Genomic DNA, 18,488 nt, shown 5'->3' with positions numbered 1-18,488 from the left:
GGTAGTAGCCATTGCTCCTGCACCAGGGTGGAGCTCTGTGCAGCTAGCCGCAGTAGACGGCACCTTTTACCCCGCCAACGCCGAATATGGCCGCGGCACAGCATTGGGAAAAGGCTATACTGTATATAATGGCCCCGACCACTCCGTAGTAGTTACGGGCTTACAGCCCAGCACTGTTTACTATATTACTAATGCGGAGTATAATACGGATGGCACTACTATCCTGTACAATACCCGCAGCAGCAATGTGATGCTCTCGACACCCGCCGCGCCACGGCCCGCAGCGGTTACTGCCGCCCCGCTCCCCGTCACGCTGACGTCTTTTATGGGGGAGCTTAGCACCCGCGGTTTTGCTACGTTGCGTTGGACCACAGCCACGGAGCAGAACACGGCCTATTTTGGCCTAGAGCGCTCAACCGACGGGGTGGTTTTTGCGGAAGCCGGCCAGGTAGCCGCCGGCGGCAACAGCACCAAGCCGCTAGCCTACTCCTGGCCCGACCCCCAGCCGTTGGCCGGCCCCACTTACTACCGCCTGCGGCAAACTGACCGCGACGGTGCTAACCGCTATAGCTCCGTCATAACCTTAACGCCCCCCGTGGCCCGCAACGTGGAAGTATACCCAAACCCCAGTGCAGGCCAGCTGGTGCAAGTGCTTTTACAAGGGTTTGAGCGCGAAACCCTGACGCTTAGCCTGGCCGATGCGCTGGGCCGGCAAGTAGCAAGCCAGACGCTGACGCCAACTGCCAGCCGGCACCAAACGCTTTTGCCTACCGGTTTGGCGGCTGGCACTTACTTTCTCACCCTTACTGGCCAGGGTAGTCCCGTGCAGAAACGCCTTGTCGTGTCCGAATAACTACCTAACACTACTGCTATACCCTATTGCTAGTGGCTTATTCACATGTTTCGTTTGCTAGCTGTTTCTTAAAAGCATACTTATTGATAGCCTTTTTATCCCTATCCAGATTATTTAATTATTTATTGCTAAAAAAGGCCCCTCTGCTCAGAGGGGCCTTTTTTATGTGCTTATAGCTAGCGGTCAACTACTTGATTATACTTTTTAAGCTAAAGCAATGAAAATAGGTGCAACTAGAAAATTATAATATTTCCAATATCTAACTAGACTAAAACCTTCTAAACAAGGATTGTCTTGCACATAATGTAGAAAAACGTTATTTTCTTGTACTAAAACTGGATAAACCTGTAGGTTTCGTATATTTGTCTGTCAATTTTCACCTAGCTTCATTGACGTCATGAAAAAACCTATATCTCTAAACAAACTTGGGCTTTTTGAAAGGTTGCAGCAAAACCTAACTATTGGCCGGTCTACTTGGCTGATTGGCTTCGTATTGTTCCTGGTAGCTGGCTTAGCAAGCCCAGTTCTGGCGCAAACCAGATTCACCAACAACTTCATCATCATCAGCGGCAGCCGTGGGGGTAACCCAATTACGAAGACCACCTATTCTGCCAAGGCAGAAACTTCCACTGGCTTCGTTCCTTTTGACGGTCATGACTTGGGTGAAGGCGCTGCTTTTAACCGTAACCTGAATGGCATTGATGAGCTATACATCAATGCTGAAGCTAATACGTTTACCAACAGCGGGGATAATATCCAGTCAACTCAGCTTTTATACCGAGTTTACCGCGCAGACAGTAATCCAGATAATGCGGGCAACCAGATTCCACTCAATTTAGCTCTGCAATCGAGCACTCCTGATGGGTCAAGCAAATGGAGTTACCTTACTAATAAGACGAATCTCATAAACTTTGCTACCACGCCAGGCGACTACATAGTGGAAGTAGCATTTGAAGCAGCTTATACAAGCAGCGCTAATCCGGGCAGTATTTCAAAATTTACTGACGATAATGGTAGCCCTATCAAGTTCTATAAAGCAAAATTTACACAGGTGGTATATGATAAGCCTTATGTCACTTTACAGTGGACTCCTGTAAATAACAACTGGTTCGACCCGAATAACTGGACCAATCAAATTGAACCCACCGCCAGTAGTGTTCCTAACAAAAATACCGATGTTATTATTCCTTATGGAGGCACTACTATTTATCCTAAGATAAGCAGTGGCACTGCAGCAGTCCATAACCTAACAATAGCCGGTACCAGTAGCACTACTCAGCCTCGGATAACAAGCCGACTTTCGTTGAATCAAGGGAATTTGTATATACACGGCGATTTTCAAGACCTCAACGGAGGTTTTACGCAAGGCATACTTGGTTTTCTATATTTAGCAGGACAGGCCCAAACTTTCGACGCTTCGCCAAAAATCACTTTTCGCAACCTGACAATTACTGGTGGTGGTGTAAAGACGATAACCAAAGTGCTTAATATTGGTAATCTTCTCAATTTTACCGCTAATTCTGATGGTACTCCAGCCGGAATATTAGCTACTGGCAATACCAGTAATCCTGATGATTATTCTGTAAAGTTGGCAGATGGCGCATCTCTAGTAGGCGAAACAGAAGGTGCCTACGTTTCGGGAAGTGTTTATACTTATCGCCTGTTCGTTCCGAATAAAATGAATACTTTTGGTGATATTGGAATAGATATATACAGCACTTCAAACATTGGGTATATTGGCATAGCTCGTAATAACAGCGTCTATAAAGGAACTGGCACTAGCGTTAGTATTCAACGTGGATTTACACTGAGTACTGATTATACAAGCCCCATTACTGCCGACCTTACTTTTCACTATCTTGATACGGACCTAAACGGTATTTCCCCACAAAACCTGCGCCTGTTTAGTTCTGAAACCTCAGTTGCACCGTTCATGGCATTGAATAAGACCAGCGCTGACCAATCAGAAAGAACCGTTACGCTTAATAGTTTTGCAGGCACTTTAGTTAATACCTTCACCCTGGGCGACGCAGCTAACCCCCTACCCGTTACGCTCACTAGCTTCACGGCTGCCCCCACGGCGCAGGGCGCGGCGCTGCTGCGCTGGGTGACGGCTACGGAGAGCAACAACCGGGGCTTCGGCATCGAGCGGCAGTTGGGTACCAGCGAGGCTTGGCAGTCGGTAGGTTTCGCAGCCGCGAAGGCTACTACCGGCAGCACGTACGAGTTCACGGACAAGAGCCTGATAACGGCCCCCGCTTCAACTCAGGCTTACTACCGCCTGCGCCAGGAGGACATTGATGGCAAAGTGACTTATTCGCCGGTAGCAGTTATCAGCCGCATGGCGGCAGTAGCTTCTACTGAGCTGACGTTGAGCCCGGTACCAGTTGGTGGCACGGATAACCTATCGGTAGGGCTGGCGGAAGCCGGGCAGGCCGGGATTATGGTAGCCGTTATCAACACGCAGGGCCAGCGCCTGATGAACTTCACTACGCAGGCCAGCACCAGCGGGGCACTCAGCCTACCGGTATCCAGCTTAGCCGCCGGCGTTTACATCGTGACCGTGCAAGTGCCTGGCCAGGCCGCACGCCACGCGCGCTTTGTGAAGCTGTAGTATCAGTCGAAATAAAGTAATTGGAACGACCAGCCGGGATAGCCTCGGCTGGTCGTTCTGTTTTCGAGCTACTGGTGAATCACTTGCTTTATCTGGTTTCGTGTCGTTGCTTTGCCGGCTCATCTTGCATTAAGGCACTACTGACTGCATGAATACTCCCTTCCTTCGTTGGCTGCCGCTGGTTGGGCTGCTGCTGGTTGCCAGCCTGGAAGTGTTTTGGATGCGCCCACCCCGGCCAGTACCAGCCACGGCGCCGGGTTCCGAATTTTCGGCGCAACGGGCGCTTCGCGAGGTGGCCGTGGTGGCCAGCCAGCCGCATCCACTGGGCTCACCTGCGAATGCCCGCGTGCGGGAGTACTTGCTCAAGCGCTGCCGCGAGTTGGGGCTAACAGCTACCGTGCAGGATACCAGTACGCTGGTGGCTAAAAATGGCCAGATGCTGGTAGGGCGCGTGCAGAATATCATTGCCCGGCTACCTGGCCGGCAGCCGGGGGGTAGGGCAGTGCTGGTACTGGCGCACTACGACTCGCAGCCCCACGCGCCCGGCGCCGGCGACGATGGCGCGGGCGTAGCCGCCATGCTCGAAACCGTGCGGGCGCTCCAGACCGGGCCACCGCTGCTGCACGATGTTATCTGGCTGTTCAGCGATGGCGAGGAGGCAGGCCTGCTTGGGGCGCAGGCCTATGCGCGCGATACGGCCCGCTTGCGGCGCGAGGTGGGGGTAGTGCTCAACTTTGAGGGCCGGGGCAACGCGGGGCCCAGCCTGACGTTTGAAGTCAGCCCCCAAAACGGCTGGGTGATGCGGGAGTATGCCAAAGCCGCCCCCTACCCCATTGCCTCGTCGCTGTTTTACGAAGCCTACCGGCACCTGCCGAACGATACGGATTTTACGCCCCTGCGCGCGGCGGGCCTCACGGGCCTCAACTTTGCATTTGTGGGGGGCTACCCCTACTACCACAGCCCGGCCGACACGCCCGCCCACCTCGACCTGGGCTCACTGCAGCATCACGGCTCGTATATGCTGAGCCTGGTGCGGCATTTTGGCAGCATCTCGCTGGCCCGGACCAAGGCACCCGACGAAACGTTTTTCAACCCCATCGGCCACTGGCTGGTGCACTATCCAGCCGCCTGGAACCTCTACCTGACGCTCGGGGCCATTTGCCTGTTGGTGCTGGCACTTGGGCTGGCGTATCAGCGGGGGCAGCTGCGCCTGAGCAGCTTGCTGGGCGGCGCGCTGGTTTGGCTGGGCGGGCTGGTAGTGATGCTGGGCGCCGGCTGGAGCTTACTCAAGCTGATTGCCACGCTCTACCCACAATACGGGGCGTTTTACGACCAGGCTTCGTACAATGCGCCCGCTTACCAAGCTGCATTGCTGGCGCTGGGGGTAGGCGTATTTGCCGCGTACTACGGGTGGCTGAGCCGCTACCTGCGGCCGGGCTCGCTGGTAGGCGGGGCACTTGTGCTGGTGGCCCTGCTGGCGGGGCTGCTGCAATGGCGGGCGGCCTCCTCAGCCTTTCTGCTGCCGCTGCCGCTGCTGGCTGCTACCGTGGCCTGGGGCCTGCGCCTGAACCAGGCGGCCAGCCCCACTCGCCAGCCCAGCGTCGGGCTGGGGCAATGGCTGCTGGCGCTGCCTGCGGTGGCGCTGCTGAGCCAAGTGATAGCCTTGCTTTTCGTGACATTTGGGCTGGGCCTGCTGGCACTGGCGCCGCTGCTGGTGAGCGCGGTGCTGCTGGGCCTGCTGCTGCCGGTGCTGCTCCCCCTTGTGAGCCCGCCCACGGGGCCCAACCGGCCGGCTGCTACCAGCTGGGCTTTGCCCATGCTGGCTTTTGCCGCGGCGCTGGTGGCCCTGGGGGTAGGGCACGCCACCCGCCAGCCAACGGCCGACCGGCCCCAGCAAACGCATCTTTTCTATACCCTCGATGCCCCGCGGCAACGGGCCTACTGGCTATCGGCACTGGTCCGGCCCGATGCCTGGACCAGCCACGTGCTGACGCGGCCGCAGTACCAGCCGCTACCGGCGCTCTACCCGCAGTCGGCCGCGCCCATCCTGCACCAGGCCGCCCCCGTGCTGGCGCTGGCCCCGCCTACCCTCGCTCTTTTGGCCGATGAACGCACGCCGGGCCAGCGGCGGCTGCGCGTGCGGCTAGTACCAGGCCGGGCCGGGGTAAGCAGCTTACTGCTAAGCATAACCGCAGCTACCCGCGTGCAGGCGCTGCGCGTGGCGGGCCAAGCCGTAGCACCCGCCGACTTACTATCCGCGGCGGGCACCACCAGCCTCACCTTCTTCGCGCCGCGCGCCACGGGGGAGCTTATGGAGCTAAAAGTAGCTGGCCAAGGACCTGTGCACTTAACCATTACAACGCGCAGCCTGGGCCTGCCTCCCGTGCCAGGGCTGCGGCCCCTACCCCCCACTACGGTGCCAGAGCCCGGCTACAACAGCTTCACGACCCAAGTGCGGCAGGAGTTCCGGCTGTAGCTGCAAGGCGCACGGTGCGGCCCGGCTACCAGTTGTCGTCGGCCACTTTGCCGCTCACGCGCTGGCGAACGCTGCTGGCCTGCTGGCGGCCACTGCGGTAAATGGCGTCGATGGTGGATTGGAGCACCGGGCGGGGGTAGCCGTTGGCGTCGAAGGTCAGGGCATTGGGTGCCAGGTAGTTTTCGATGGGCGTAACCGCCCCCTGGCCCTGGCCGCTGTCGAAGGCAAAGTCGGTGATGATGTAGCGAAAGCGGCCGGGCTTCACCTGAATGGTAATGGTCCGCCAGAGGGGCACTTGCACATTGGCCCCCAGCAGGTTCTGCATTACCAGCTCACTGGCCTTGCCGCTCAGAATGCCGCCGGCTTCGTCGGCCTGGCTGATAATAGGCTTCACGGGCCCCGATGTGGTGGCAAACCACTGTTTGGCCCGGGTGTAGAGCTGAGCCTGGGTAGCGCCCGGCACCTGCACCACCGCCCGAAACGATACCTTGCCGGTAAGCGAGTCCGTGGGCAGTGGGTTGACCCAGCCGTGCTGCTTGGGCAGCTTTAGCTGGGTTTGCGCGGCGGCGGGTAAGCCCGCGCCAAGCAGCGTAAACAGAAGGAGAACGTATTTCATAAGAAGGGTTTACGCAAAGCAGTTGCGGCGAGGTTGTGCCGCATGATGCGGTTGGCTGGCGGATACTTTGCAAATGTCTTTCCAATTCGAAACGCTGCTGGCGAAACGATATTTTACCACCAAAGCCGTTGAAGAAGTTCACTATCTGCGACCCTTCCATCAACACCCAGCCGCTAAAAAGCCCGCCAGACGCAAGGTCTGGCGGGCTTTTTAGCGGCTGGCACTGGCTTTTGCCTTAGTTGAGCGAAGCTACGTCGATGACGAAGCGGTACTTCACGTCGCCTTTCAGCATGCGCTCGTAGGCTTCGTTGATGTGCTGGATATCAATCAGCTCGATATCCGACATGATGTTGTGCTCGGCGCAGAAGTCGAGCATCTCCTGCGTTTCGGCAATGCCGCCGATGAGCGAGCCAGCCACGCGGCGGCGCTTGGCAATGAGATTGAAGGCGTGCAGGTGCGGCGCCTCGGAAGGCACGCCCAGCAAAATCATGGTGCCGTCGAGGCGCAACAGATTCACGTAGGCACCGAGGTCGAGTTGAGCCGATACGGTGTTAATAATGAAGTCGAAGTAGTTGGTTACCGACTTTAGCTGCTCGGCATCCTTGGTTACCACAAACTTGTGGGCGCCAAGGGCTTTGGCATCGGCTTCCTTGCCGGCCGAAGTGCTGAGCACCGTTACTTCGGCGCCCAGGGCCACGGCAAATTTCACGGCCATGTGGCCCAGACCGCCCAGGCCCATTACGGCTACGCGGTGGCCGGGGCCCACTTTCCACTGGCGCAGGGGCGAGTAGGTAGTGATGCCGGCGCACAGCAGCGGGGCCACGCGGGCCAGGTCGAGCTTCTCGCTCACCTTGAGCGTGTATTTCTCATCCACCACAATCTGCTGCGAGTAGCCGCCGTAGGTGGGCTGGCCAGTGGCGATTTCGCGGCTGTTATAGGTGCCAATCATCCCGGTGGTTTCGCAGTACTGCTCCAAGCCTTCTTTGCACGACGAGCACTCGCGGCACGAGTCGACCATGCAGCCCACGCCGGCCAGGTCGCCTACTTTAAAGCCTTTTACGTGGTCGCCCACGGCCGACACGCGGCCCACGATTTCGTGGCCCGGCACCATCGGGAAAATAGAGCCGCCCCACTCGTCGCGAATCTGGTGCAGGTCGGAGTGGCATACGCCACAGAACAGGATATCAATTTGTACGTCGTGGGCGCCGGGGGCACGGCGCTCCAGGGTAAACGGCTCAAGAGGAATATTGGCGGCGGGAGCCGCGTAAGCTTTGGTGGCAGACATTAATGGCTGGTTTGAGTAAAAAAATGCCTACAAAAACGCCGCAACGGCCCGGTGGGCAGCGGCGGCGCTTAGGTAGTTTAGGAAGTTAAACAGCTGGGGCGAGCAAAGGTTGGGGCCGGGCCCGCGCCTCGGCCACCAGCCCGCGCATCCGCACCAACGATTTCCGGGCGAAGCGGCGCTGCAACATACGCCCGAACACCTTGAACCCCAACCAATAAAACGGGTTACGAATGGTGCCCTTCTGCGACATGGCATGAATGCGAAACTGCACGGCGCCGGTTGCCAGGTTTTTATGCACCGAAAAGTTAATCTGCCCCCGCTCGAAGTGGCCTTCAAGCGTGCGGTAGCCGTAGCCCCACACCCGCTCGGGGCCGCCGGGGGAGGGTAGGGCGGCCTCATCCACCACATCTACGATGCGCACGCCGAAGAAAAAATGAAACACCAGAAAGTGCGCCCGCAGCACCATCACGCGCTGGTCGAGCGGCTGACTGGGGTCAAAATAGCCGGTGATGAGGTCGGGCGGCGGGAAGGCGTAGCGGCGCATAATGTCCTGGGCGGCCACAAACGAGCCGGCCGCCTCGGGCGGGCCAGGCGCCTCGGCGGGCAGGTCGGTGGCGTAGTCGTCGAGGCGCCAGCCATTGGCCGCCGTGTAGGCGTGCTGGTCCTGGGTATCGTAGTTGACCTTGGTGTGCGCATACGTGGCGAGCCGGTCGCGGTACTGGCGCCAGGCGTCGGGGGGGGTAGGGGCGGGTAAGGGCAGGGGACTACTCATGCGAAACTTGCTGATTAGTAGTACCATCTAAGGCGCGGCGCACGGTTTCGACCACCACCGGGCCCAGCGCCTGGCCGCCGCTGGCCTGGCCTACGCGCTGGCAAAACTCGACCCAGGTAGCCTCCTGCATTAGCCGGCCGCCGCCGAGCGTGTCGTAGGCGAAGGCCACCAGCCCGTCGCGCGAGCGGGCCAGCGAGTGAATCTCAAAGCGCAGGGCATCGGGGTAATTGTCGAGGGCGTGCACTTCGAAGCGAATGCGCCCGGCCTCGGGATGGCCTTCGAGGGTCACCAGCTCAAAAAACGTGGCGCCGACCTGGGTCACGCGCACGCTGCCATTCCAGGGGCCCAGAATCTTGATGTGAAACTCATCGCCGACGCGCAACTGGCCGTGCTCGCCGTTGGTTTGCTCAAAATCGGCCAGCAGGCCCGGCGAAAAATGCGGCAGGTCGGCCTGCACCAGCGCCATGAGTTGTGCGGGCGCGTGGTGCGGCCGCGCCACGTCGAGGTAGTAGCGGCGCTCCAGTTCGGGGCCATCGCCGCGGGCGGCCGGCTGCTCAGGATGAGGCATTTCTTTTGAATTATGAAGTAGAAATTATGAGTTATGAATTGGGTGGTATTGCCCTCGTTGCGCTCGTTTGTGCAGTGCAGCTTTTGAACTTATGCACTAGGCGACTTCACCCGCATCGCGCTTCGTTTACGTAGCGTAGCGCAAAAAGAAACAGCCGCCAAACCTCGAAACCTCATTTCACAACTCATAATTTCTACTTCATAATTCAAAAGAAATGGCCTACTACCGTCCTCCCGGCCCGGCGCCCGACCCGGCGCTGGTGCGCAGCCTCACCGCGCAGCAGCACGAGCTGCGCCAGCGGGTGCGCGCCGAGCCCCTACCCCACCCCCCACGCCTCATTGCGGGCTGCGACTCGTCGTTCCCAACGCCCGACACCATTTTGTCGGTGTTTGTGGTACTGCAATTTCCATCGCTCGAAGTGGTGGAGAAAGTGTATAGCTACGGCCCGGTGCCGCTGCCTTACGTGCCGGGGTTTCTGTCGTTTCGGGAGGCGCCCAACGTTATCCAGGCTTTTGCCAAGCTCACGCACAAGCCCGACGTAATAATGGTGGATGGCCACGGCATTGCGCACCCGCGCCGCATGGGCATTGCCGCGCACCTGGGTGTGCTGCTCGACATGCCCACCTTCGGCGTGGCCAAAAACAAGCTGACCGGCACTTTCCAGGAACCCGCGCCCGAAAAAGGTAGCCTTACCCCCCTGCTCGACGCCAAAACCGGCGAGCTGATTGGCGAAGTTATCCGCAGCAAAGACAAGGTGCTGCCGCTGTTCGTGAGCCCCGGCCACCGCTGCGACCAGGCCACCGCCACGCGCCTCACGCTGGCCTGCCTGCGCGGCTACAAGCTGCCCGAACCCACGCGCCTGGCCGACTATTGGGCCGAGGAGTTTAAGAAGGAAGTGCGATGAGCAGTGAGCAGTGAGCAGTGAGCAGTGAGCAGTGAGCAGTGAGCAAAAAAACGTCATGCTGAGCTTGCTAACCCAAGTTGCGAGACATGCTCCCCGGTCCGCCGGCGCGAGCCGGCCGACCGGTTGTCGTTGCGTGGGCCGCAGCTGTCAACGATAACCGGTCGGCCGGCTCGCGCCGGCGGACCGGCCAGGCGGGCCCTCCAACTGAACCTTTCCCCCGCAGCAAGCTGGTCTGCAACGTGGGTTTGCTAAGGAATTTTATCTGTGCCATTCGCGCTTCGTTCTACGGCGCGGGCGAGATTCCTCGGCAAGCCCGTCATGGCGTTTTTTTGCTCACTGCCCACTGTTCATTGTTCATTCCCCCATCTGGCCTTAGCTTTACTCAAAGGCTGATTTCACTTTTTTGGTAGCGCTAGTTGCTGGCGTTTTTTATGACAAAATGCGCGGCGCTGCTGATTTGGGTGGGTTTTTGGATGCGAAGCTTTGGAGCCGCCGGCCAGGCCCTACCCCCCGCCGGCCCGCGCACCTGCGGTACCCAGCAGGCCGATGCCTGGCAGCAGGCGCAGCTGCAACAGCGCCTGCCCGGCTACCGCGCCGATAAGCTGGCGGCCAGCGCGCCGCGCGCCGCGCTACGCACCACGGCCGCCACCACCTACACGCTGCCGGTAGTGGTGCACATTGTGTACGATGGCGAGGCGGTGGGTACGGGCCTCAATATCAGCCAGGCGCAGGTGCAGTCGCAGCTCGACGTGCTGAACGAGGACTACCGCAACCGCAACGCCAATGGCGCGGCGGTGGCCGCCCCGTTTCAGCCGCTGCGGGCCGATGCGCAGTTTCAGTTTGTGCTGGCCCAGCGCGACCCGGCCGGCCGTACGCTGGCCGAGCCGGGCATCGACCGCATCGACCGCACTGCCCAGGGCTTCACGGCTCCGCCCTATGCGCAATCATATATCGACGCCACCATTAAGCCGGCTACCGACTGGAACCCCGACCAGTACATCAATATCTGGGTAACTAACCTGAGCAACAGTATTCTAGGCTACGCTCAATTTCCGGATAACACGGCTGGGCTGGCGGGCCTGAGCCCGCTGGGCGGCGGCGCCACTACCGACGGGGTCGTGATACTATACTCGGCTTTTGGGCGGGTAGGGACGCTCACCACGCCCTACGACCAGGGCCGCACCCTCACCCACGAGCTAGGCCACTTCCTGGGCCTGCGCCACACCTGGGGCGACACTAATTGCGGCGATGACTACTGCGCCGACACGCCCACCCAGCAGGGCCCCAACTACGGCTGCCCCACTTTTCCGCACGTCACCTGCTCGAACGGGCCGAATGGCGACCTGTTTCAGGACTTTCTGGACTACTCGAATGATGCCTGCATGGCCCTGTTTTCGCAGGACCAGAAGGGACGGATGCAGGACGTGATGGCCGCCGGTACGCCGCGCCGGGCCATCTTATTGACCTCGCCGGCCCTGTGCAGCGGCAGCCCGCTGGCCGCCTCGGCCACCAACGGCGGGCCGGTGTGCGCCGGCAGCAGCACCACGCTCGGCGCCACCGGCCCGGCCGGTGCCAGCTACGATTGGGTGGGGCCCAACAACTTTACCAGCACGCTGCAAAACCCGGTTTTGCCGGCCATCACTACCGACCAGGCGGGTATTTACACCGTGCGGGTATCCGTCACGACCGGGCAGTGCGCCAGCGCGGCCAGTACCAAGCTCGTGGTGAACCCGGCCCCGCCCACGCCGGTGCTGGCGGCCTCCAGCACCACGTTCTGTCCCAGCGCGGGGGTAGGGCTCACACTCCGCATCACGAACCCGCCCGCGGGCGGGCTCTATACCTGGACGGTAGTGAGTGGCGATGGCTTGCCGGCGGTGGCTACTACGGCCAGCATCGTTGTTACCCCCACGCAATCATCTACCTACCTGCTAACACTGGGCTTAGTGGGCTCGGCTTGCACGTCGTCGGCCACGGTGAGCGTGCAGGCGGTGGCGCCGGTATGGAGCGGCGCGGCGGGCACTGGCAGCTGGTTCGATGCCGCCAACTGGAACGGCTGCGTGCCCAGCCGCTACACCGACGCGCTCATTCCGGCCGGCCTCAGCACGCCCTACCCCCTCATTAGCAGTGGTACGGCCGAGGTACGCATGCTCACCCAGCAGGGCAGCCTCACGCTGAGCGGCGGCGAGCTGGCGCTGTACGGCGACTACGCCGGCGCCGGGCCGCTTACCCAAACCGGCGGCACGGTAGCCACCCGCGGCCCCGGCGCCCAAAGCCTGCGGCCCGGCGCCTACCAGACGCTGCTCATCGCGGGCGCCGGCACCAAAGCCATCGGCACGGCCACCATCGGCACGGCGCTGACAATGGGCGGGGCGATATTGACTACCGACATACATGTGCTCACGCTGGCGCCCACAGCCACCCTCACCGAAACCGACGCCAGCTACGTGCTAGGCCAGGTGCAAACCACGCGCGCTGTGGGCACGGCAACGGAGACATTTGGCGGTCTGGGCGTGCGCCTCACGGCTGCCTCGGCACTAGGAATTACTACCGTGCGCCGCACCACGGGCCAGGCGGTTGGTATTGGCACCACCGGTAGCATCAGCCGCTATTTTGACCTCACGCCGGCCCTGACCAGCGCGGCCGGCACCACGCTCGCGCTGGCCTACCTGCCGCACGAGCTAAATGGCCTGCCCGAAGCCCAGCTAACGCTGTTTTACTCGCGCGATGCCGGGGCCACCTGGAGCAACGAAGGCGCCTCGCGGCGCGATGCTTCAGCTCACCTCGTGAGCCGCGACTACGTGGCTGGCCTGGCCGGCCGCTGGACGCTGGCCAGCCCCAATGCTGCCCTACCCCCGGCGGCTATTACCTACGCTATCAATGCGTTCCCGGTACCCTTCACGGCCGATGGCTTGTCGATTCAGGTGACCACTGCCACCGCCGGGCCGCTCGATGTGAAGCTCTACGACGTGCTGGGCCGCATTATCTACGACCAGCCGGTGGCCAGCGTGGAGGTCGGCACCAGCGTGGTGGCCCTAGCCGGGTCGGGGCAATTACTGGCGGCCAAGTATATTCTCGTTGTGCGGCAGGGCACCCAGGAAGTCCGCCTGAACGTGGTGAAGCAGTAGGGCACGGCGCATCCCTACCCCCCTACATCGTGGCAAAACCGGCTTGCAGCGCTGCCAGCGACTCGCCCGCTTCGGCGGGCAGGCCCAGCCGCCGCGCCACGGCCTGATACACTACCACCGGGCCGGCTGGGTGGGCCAGCACGCCCGCTTCTCCCACGGCTTGGGTTGATTTACTGAGCTTCTGGCCCGTCGCATCGGTCAGCAATGGGTGATGGTGAAACTGAACGCGCGCCGCGTTAAACGCCTGCGTTTCGGGCAGCCGCGCGGCCAGCCACAGCTGCGCGGCGGTGCTGGGCAGCAGGTCGAGGCCACGCACGACGAGCGTGGTGCCCAGCCGCAGGTCATCTACTACGGAGGCCAGCTGATAGGCCGCTACCCCGTCTTTTTTCCGGATAATGAAGTCGGCCATCTCCGCGCCCAGCGGCACGCTTACCACCCCTTGCCAGGCATCGGCAAAGGTGACAACGGCGCGCGGCGGCACGTGCGCCCGCCACGCCGCGCCGGGTGTCGCGAGGGGCACTAGCCCCTCGCCTACCCCCTCGCTGGTGCGGGTACGCTGGCTACCGTACGCCAGGCCCGGCCGCTGGCCGAGCCGACGTAATGCGCGGTTATAATCAGGCAGGTGCAGTAGCTGCGAGTGATGCGCCAGAAAGTCGTCGGGTCCGCTGGGGCCGTGGTCATAGCCGATTTTCAGCCAGTCAATTACCCGAAAAATATTATCCAGATACACCCGCCGCAGCCGGGCGCGGTCGAGGTCGTCGATGCGCAGGTGCAGCGTGCCGCCGGCCCGGCGCACCAAGAGCCAGGTCAGCACGAAGTTAACCGCGTTGCCGAGGTGCAGGTAGCCGCTGGGGGTAGGCGCCAGCCGGCCGATTATGGGTGGTGCTTGGTGGTCGTTTGTCATTGCGAGCGCAATGAAGTGGAGCGCGGCAATCTTTCCTTTCCGCTAGGATTAGTAATCAAATGAAAGCAAACACCTAGGAAAGATTGCCGCGCTCCACTTCATTGCGCTCGCAATGACAAACGACTTATTCTACTCCACCACAATCCATGGCTGGCCCTCCTGGTGCGCTTGCAGCTCGCCGAAGCATTGCAGCGCCAGCCCGTACTGGGCAAACACCGCCTGAGCAGCCGCTTCGGCCGCACCGGGCTCGACGCACACCAGCAGGCCGCCCGAAGTTTGCGGGTCGCAGAGATAGAATTTCTGCTCGTCGGTGAGCGGGCCGATTTTGTGGCCGTAGCTCTGGAAGTTGCGGATGGTGCCGCCCGGCACCGCGCCTTGCAGCAAGTAGCGCTCGGCCTGGGCCAGGCGCGGGACTTGCAGGTAGTTGATAACAGCTTGCACGCCACTGCCTTCGCACACTTCGGCCAGGTGCCCGAGCAGGCCAAAGCCCGTGACATCGGTCATGGCCCGAATGCCGGGAATTTCGCCCAGGTCGGCCCCGATTTTATTGAGCTGGCGCATCTGGGCCGGGGCCACGTCGGCGTCTTCAGGCCGCAGAATCTCGCGCTTTTGGGCCGTGGTTAGAATCCCTACCCCCACTGGCTTGGTCAAATACAGGCGGCAGCCGGCGGTGGCCGTGTCGTTGCGCTTAAGGTTTTTTTCATCGACCAAACCCGTGACGGCCAGCCCAAAAATCGGCTCCGGCGAGTCGATGCTGTGGCCGCCGGCCAGCGGAATGCCCGCCTCAGCGCAGATGGCGCGGGCGCCCTCCGTCACGCGCGCGGCCACTTCGGGCGGCAGCTTGTCGATGGGCCAGCCCAGCACCGCGATGGCCAGCAGCGGCCGCCCGCCCATGGCATACACGTCCGAAATGGCATTAGCCGAGGCAATGCGCCCAAAGTCAAACGCATCATCGACGATGGGCATAAAAAAATCGGTGGTGCTGATAACGCACTGCCCCGCCTGGTGGGGTAGGCGGTACACGGCCGCGTCGTCGCGGCTGCCGTTGCCCACCAGCAGGTTCTCGTAGTTGGGCTGCGGCAGGCTGCTGTGCAGGATTTTATCGAGCACGCTGGGCGCGATTTTGCAGCCGCAGCCCGCGCCGTGGCTGTATTGGGTGAGGCGGATGTGGTCGAGGGCGGGGGTAGTCATGATAAGGGCGGGTTTTAAAAATTCCAGGCGACTTGGTGCAGCACCACCCGATAACCATCCGGGTCTTCGAAAGTGAGGCCCTGCTGGTCCCAGTAGGCATTATGAGCCGGCACCGGCAGGTAGCTGTGCGTGCGCATTCGGGCCACGGCGGCCTCCCATTCGAGGCATTCGGGCAAGTAGAAAACCAGCAGATTTTCGGCCGTTGGCGCTGGTGGCACCGTGTGGCCGGCCTGGCAAGTAAATTCTAGGTGATAAGGCGCCTGCGCGTGGCCCAGCATGAGCCCATCGAACCCCCCGTGGCCAGTAAAAGCATATAACTCTTGCAAACCCAGACCATCGACGTAAAAATGACGCACGGCTGCTAGGTTATTAGTCGGCCGCGCTACCCGAAGCTTGGGAATCATGAGGCTGAGTGATTGACTAAAAATTCGGGCTGGTCAGCCGCTGCCCGCACCAGCGCTGCATTCGCCGCCGCATCGGTACCCTCGGCAGCCACCGTTACACTGGGCCGGCCTTCCAGCCCGTAGCCGTAGGTTTTGTCATAATAAGCCAGCACCAGCTCCACCATACGGGCCATGTCGCCGTCGGCGATGGCACCCAAAGCTTCTTTGGTTACGAGGCCACCAAGGCGCTTGCTGAGGCGCAGCACGGCCGCAGCCAGCCCGGCGGCATCCTGGCGGCCATAGCTACTGGCCAGGTACTGCACACGGGCGGCCTGGGGCACGTCGAGCACCACCAGCGGCGCGGCCTGCATCTGCGAAAAGAGGGGGGTAGGGATGGTCAAGCTGCCGATGTTGCGGCTCTCATCCTCCACCCAAATGGGCTGGTCGGGGGGTAGGGCAGCCAGCGCGGCGGCCAAGTCATTCTCGAACTGCTCCTGGGTAGGCTGCGGCGGCTGGCCCAGCGCCCCAAACGACGAGCCCAGGTGATTGGCTAGGCCTTCGAGGTCAAGCACTGGCTCGCCCTGGGCGGCCAGCGCGTGCAGCACGGCGGTTTTGCCGCTGCCAGTGTAGCCACCCAGCACCCGCAATTGGCGTGGGCGGGCCATTTCGGCCAGGGCCCAGTGGCGATAGTCCTTGTAGCCTTTGTCGAGCAGGTTCACTTGGAGGCCGCCCAGTTCCAGCAGCCACTGCACGGCCCCGCTGCGCATGCCGCCGCGCCAGCAGTGCAGGCGCACTTCCTGGCCGGGCGCCAGCTTACGGGCCTGCTCCACCATGGTCCGCATCTTGGGGCCGAAGAAATCGAGGCCCAGCAAAACGGCTTTTTCGGGGTTCACCTGCTTGTAGGTGGTGCCGATGCGCGCCCGCTCCTCATCGGTGAAGAGGGGTAGGCTGAGCGCGCCCGGAATGTGGCCCTGCGCGTACTCGGCCGGGGCCCGCACATCGAGGATGGGGCCGGCGGCCGTACGGAGAAAATCGGTAATAGGATGGCGAGGCATTACTACAAACTTACGGGAAAGCAGCGCGAAGCGGCGGCCGGTTGGGTAGGCGCGGCGGGTAGCCGGCGCGGGCCGGCAGCCCAGGCGGCGCGGCCCCGCCGGCTCACCACGCTCGCGCACAAAGCGGAAGCTTCGCACTCTTTTTAGCCTCGTCGGGTGCCTACCTTCCCGGCGCACGCAGTAAGTTTGCAGCTAATTCGCGGTTTTGCGCGCCGGGCTTCCGGCCGCGACCGCCCCGTTTGCGCTAATGCTGACAGCTTTTCTTGTTTTTTTCCCGCTGGCCGCCGCTCTGCTGCTTCACTTTGCCAAAGGCAGCGCGGCCCGCATCCTGGCCCTGGGGGCTTCTTTCCTGGAATTAGCTGTGGCCGTGTTTGCGGCCATCGTCTACGCCCGCAGCGGGCCGACCGGCTTCGACCTCAACCTCAGCTGGATACCTTCGGCGGGTATCAACTTTCACCTCGGTATTGACGGCCTGAGCCTGTGCCTGGTGCTGCTCACGACGGTGCTGGTGCCCATCATTCTGGCCACCGCCTTCCGGCACGAGGAGTATGAGAATCCCGGCGCGTTCTACGCCCTGGTGCTTTTTATGCAGACCGGCCTGCTAGGCGTGTTCACGGCGATGGATGCGTTCGTGTTCTACTTTTTCTGGGAAGTGGCGCTGCTGCCGATTTATTTCCTGGCCAGCGTCTGGAGCCGGAGCGACCGCCGCATTCAGATTACGTTTAAGTTTTTCCTGTACACCTTCATCGGCTCGCTGTTTATGCTGGCCGGCTTCGTGTATTTGTACTTGCAGACGGGCCCGGCCGCCGGCTCGCTGGCTGCACACTCCTCTGATATTCAGGCATTCTACACCACTGGCAAGCAGCTGGCCGCTTCGCAGCAGGCGTGGCTGTTTTGGCTCATCTTCGCGGCCTTCGCGGTGAAGATGCCGATTTTCCCCTTCCACACCTGGCAGCCCGATACCTACACCGAGTCGCCGGCCCCAGCCACCATGCTGCTCTCGGGCATTATGCTGAAAATGGGTATTTACGGCTGCCTGCGCTGGCTGCTGCCGGTGGTGCCGCTGGGCGTGACGCAGTGGCAGCAACTGGTAATGGTGCTGGCCATTATCGGCATCATCTACGGCGCTATCATCGCTATCCGTCAGCACGATATCAAGCGGCTCATCGCCTATTCGTCGCTCTCGCACGTAGGCCTCATGATTGCCGGCGTATTCTCGCTTAGGGCCATTGGCCTGCAGGGCGCGGTGGTGCAGATGCTGGCCCACGGCGTGAACGTGGTGGGTATGTTTCTGGTGGCCGACGCCATTGAGCGCCGCACCGGCACCCGCCACATTGCTGACCTGGGCGGCCTCACGCGCCGCACGCCGCTGCTCAGCGTGTGCTTTCTGGTGATGCTGCTCAGCACGGTGGCCCTACCCCTCACGGGCGGCTTCGTGGGTGAGTTTCTGCTGCTAGCGGGCGTGTACGAGTTCAATATGTGGGCGGGCGCCATCGCCGGCCTCACCATCATCTTCTCGGCCGTGTACCTGCTGCGCATGTACCAGCGCGTGATGCTGGGCCCCGACTCGGCCCACTCCGACACCATGACCGACCTCACCGGGGCCGAGCTGACGATGTTCATCCCGCTTATCGCGCTGGTGTTCTGGCTAGGCTTGTTTCCCGGCACTTTCCTGCATTTATCCGAGCCGACCATCAGCAGCATTCTAACTGCGGTTGGCCGATAACAATTTAGTGTCATGC

The 18,488-nt window shown here is 61.4% G+C and carries 14 protein-coding genes; 6 read left to right on the top strand and 8 right to left on the bottom strand.

Annotated features, from left to right (window positions below):
* The first annotated feature begins 37 nt into the window (after nt 1-37).
* From E4631_RS05975 to E4631_RS05965, 3 genes are all read left to right on the top strand, one after another.
* Entirely contained in the window at nt 38-853 is an 816-nt protein-coding gene (locus tag E4631_RS05975; RefSeq protein ID WP_166648094.1) for a T9SS type A sorting domain-containing protein, read from the top strand.
* Between the two features lie 397 nt (nt 854-1,250).
* Nucleotides 1,251-3,467, top strand: a complete 2,217-nt coding sequence (locus E4631_RS05970; protein WP_133657704.1) for a T9SS type A sorting domain-containing protein — start codon at nt 1,251-1,253, stop codon at nt 3,465-3,467.
* Between the two features lie 148 nt (nt 3,468-3,615).
* On the top strand, nt 3,616-5,943 hold the full coding sequence (locus E4631_RS05965) for a M20/M25/M40 family metallo-hydrolase (protein WP_133657705.1): 2,328 nt from the start codon (nt 3,616-3,618) through the stop codon (nt 5,941-5,943).
* Nucleotides 5,944-5,968: 25 nt separating this feature from the next.
* Here E4631_RS05965 and E4631_RS05960 read toward each other — a convergent pair whose 3' ends face one another.
* The 4 genes from E4631_RS05960 to E4631_RS05945 form a co-directional block, all read right to left on the bottom strand.
* Nucleotides 5,969-6,559 carry a DUF4468 domain-containing protein gene (locus E4631_RS05960; RefSeq protein WP_133657706.1) on the bottom strand — a complete coding sequence of 197 codons (591 nt, stop codon included), beginning with the start codon at nt 6,557-6,559 and terminating at the stop codon, nt 5,969-5,971.
* A 235-nt stretch (nt 6,560-6,794) separates the two neighbouring features.
* Nucleotides 6,795-7,844 carry an NAD(P)-dependent alcohol dehydrogenase gene (locus tag E4631_RS05955; protein WP_133657707.1) on the bottom strand — a complete coding sequence of 350 codons (1,050 nt, stop codon included), beginning with the start codon at nt 7,842-7,844 and terminating at the stop codon, nt 6,795-6,797.
* Between the two features lie 85 nt (nt 7,845-7,929).
* Nucleotides 7,930-8,616, bottom strand: coding sequence for a DUF1990 domain-containing protein (locus E4631_RS05950; protein ID WP_133657708.1), 687 nt, complete (start codon nt 8,614-8,616; stop codon nt 7,930-7,932).
* Nucleotides 8,609-9,184: a DUF1990 family protein gene (locus tag E4631_RS05945; protein WP_133657709.1), complete on the bottom strand. Its 576-nt coding sequence runs from the start codon at nt 9,182-9,184 to the stop codon at nt 8,609-8,611. Before E4631_RS05945 ends, E4631_RS05950 begins: the two co-directional genes overlap by 8 nt.
* Before the next feature lie 214 nt (nt 9,185-9,398).
* Between E4631_RS05945 and nfi the strand changes: the two genes are divergently transcribed.
* Together nfi and E4631_RS05935 are read left to right on the top strand one after the other, a co-directional pair.
* Complete coding sequence (gene nfi / locus E4631_RS05940) at nt 9,399-10,088, top strand: deoxyribonuclease V (RefSeq protein ID WP_133657710.1); 690 nt, start codon at nt 9,399-9,401, stop codon at nt 10,086-10,088.
* Between the two features lie 431 nt (nt 10,089-10,519).
* The gene (locus tag E4631_RS05935) at nt 10,520-13,213 is read left to right on the top strand and encodes a M43 family zinc metalloprotease (RefSeq protein ID WP_133657771.1); all 2,694 of its coding nucleotides are present in this window, start codon (nt 10,520-10,522) and stop codon (nt 13,211-13,213) included.
* Between the two features lie 22 nt (nt 13,214-13,235).
* On the opposite strand, the gene E4631_RS05930 is transcribed toward E4631_RS05935, so the two are convergent.
* The 4 genes from E4631_RS05930 to mnmH all read right to left on the bottom strand — a co-directional run bounded on the left by E4631_RS05930 (nt 13,236) and on the right by mnmH (nt 16,884).
* Complete coding sequence (locus tag E4631_RS05930; protein WP_133657772.1) at nt 13,236-14,117, bottom strand: glutamate--tRNA ligase family protein; 882 nt, start codon at nt 14,115-14,117, stop codon at nt 13,236-13,238.
* A gap of 129 nt (nt 14,118-14,246) precedes the next feature.
* Nucleotides 14,247-15,308: a selenide, water dikinase SelD gene (gene selD / locus E4631_RS05925; RefSeq protein ID WP_133655884.1), complete on the bottom strand. Its 1,062-nt coding sequence runs from the start codon at nt 15,306-15,308 to the stop codon at nt 14,247-14,249.
* A 14-nt stretch (nt 15,309-15,322) separates the two neighbouring features.
* Nucleotides 15,323-15,712 carry a VOC family protein gene (locus tag E4631_RS05920; RefSeq protein ID WP_133655885.1) on the bottom strand — a complete coding sequence of 130 codons (390 nt, stop codon included), beginning with the start codon at nt 15,710-15,712 and terminating at the stop codon, nt 15,323-15,325.
* Nucleotides 15,709-16,884: a tRNA 2-selenouridine(34) synthase MnmH gene (gene mnmH, locus E4631_RS05915; protein ID WP_240734705.1), complete on the bottom strand. Its 1,176-nt coding sequence runs from the start codon at nt 16,882-16,884 to the stop codon at nt 15,709-15,711. Before mnmH ends, E4631_RS05920 begins: the two co-directional genes overlap by 4 nt.
* 109 nt (nt 16,885-16,993) lie before the next feature.
* Between mnmH and E4631_RS05910 the strand changes: the two genes are divergently transcribed.
* Complete coding sequence (locus E4631_RS05910; RefSeq protein WP_133655886.1) at nt 16,994-18,472, top strand: NuoM family protein; 1,479 nt, start codon at nt 16,994-16,996, stop codon at nt 18,470-18,472.
* The last annotated feature ends 16 nt before the right edge of the window (nt 18,473-18,488 follow it).

It is taken from the genome of Hymenobacter sp. UV11 (assembly GCF_004684095.1).
In the GTDB taxonomy this organism is placed as follows: Bacteria; Bacteroidota; Bacteroidia; order Cytophagales; family Hymenobacteraceae; genus Hymenobacter.
The sequence above is the reverse complement of the archived record's forward strand: the minus strand, read 5'-3'. Positions and strand labels throughout refer to the sequence as shown.

Excerpts from the sequence above, each read along its gene's own strand:
- E4631_RS05910 (WP_133655886.1), top strand. The coding sequence starts at position 16,994 with ATGCTGACAGCTTTTCTTGTTTTTTTCCCGCTGGCCGCCGCTCTGCTG.
- E4631_RS05930 (WP_133657772.1), bottom strand. The coding sequence starts at position 14,117 with ATGACAAACGACCACCAAGCACCACCCATAATCGGCCGGCTGGCGCCT.
- nfi (WP_133657710.1), top strand. The coding sequence starts at position 9,399 with ATGGCCTACTACCGTCCTCCCGGCCCGGCGCCCGACCCGGCGCTGGTG.
- E4631_RS05950 (WP_133657708.1), bottom strand. The coding sequence starts at position 8,616 with ATGAGTAGTCCCCTGCCCTTACCCGCCCCTACCCCCCCCGACGCCTGG.
- selD (WP_133655884.1), bottom strand. The coding sequence starts at position 15,308 with ATGACTACCCCCGCCCTCGACCACATCCGCCTCACCCAATACAGCCAC.
- E4631_RS05935 (WP_133657771.1), top strand. The coding sequence starts at position 10,520 with ATGACAAAATGCGCGGCGCTGCTGATTTGGGTGGGTTTTTGGATGCGA.
- E4631_RS05955 (WP_133657707.1), bottom strand. The coding sequence starts at position 7,844 with ATGTCTGCCACCAAAGCTTACGCGGCTCCCGCCGCCAATATTCCTCTT.
- E4631_RS05920 (WP_133655885.1), bottom strand. The coding sequence starts at position 15,712 with ATGATTCCCAAGCTTCGGGTAGCGCGGCCGACTAATAACCTAGCAGCC.
- E4631_RS05970 (WP_133657704.1), top strand. The coding sequence starts at position 1,251 with ATGAAAAAACCTATATCTCTAAACAAACTTGGGCTTTTTGAAAGGTTG.
- E4631_RS05945 (WP_133657709.1), bottom strand. The coding sequence starts at position 9,184 with ATGCCTCATCCTGAGCAGCCGGCCGCCCGCGGCGATGGCCCCGAACTG.
- E4631_RS05965 (WP_133657705.1), top strand. The coding sequence starts at position 3,616 with ATGAATACTCCCTTCCTTCGTTGGCTGCCGCTGGTTGGGCTGCTGCTG.
- E4631_RS05960 (WP_133657706.1), bottom strand. The coding sequence starts at position 6,559 with ATGAAATACGTTCTCCTTCTGTTTACGCTGCTTGGCGCGGGCTTACCC.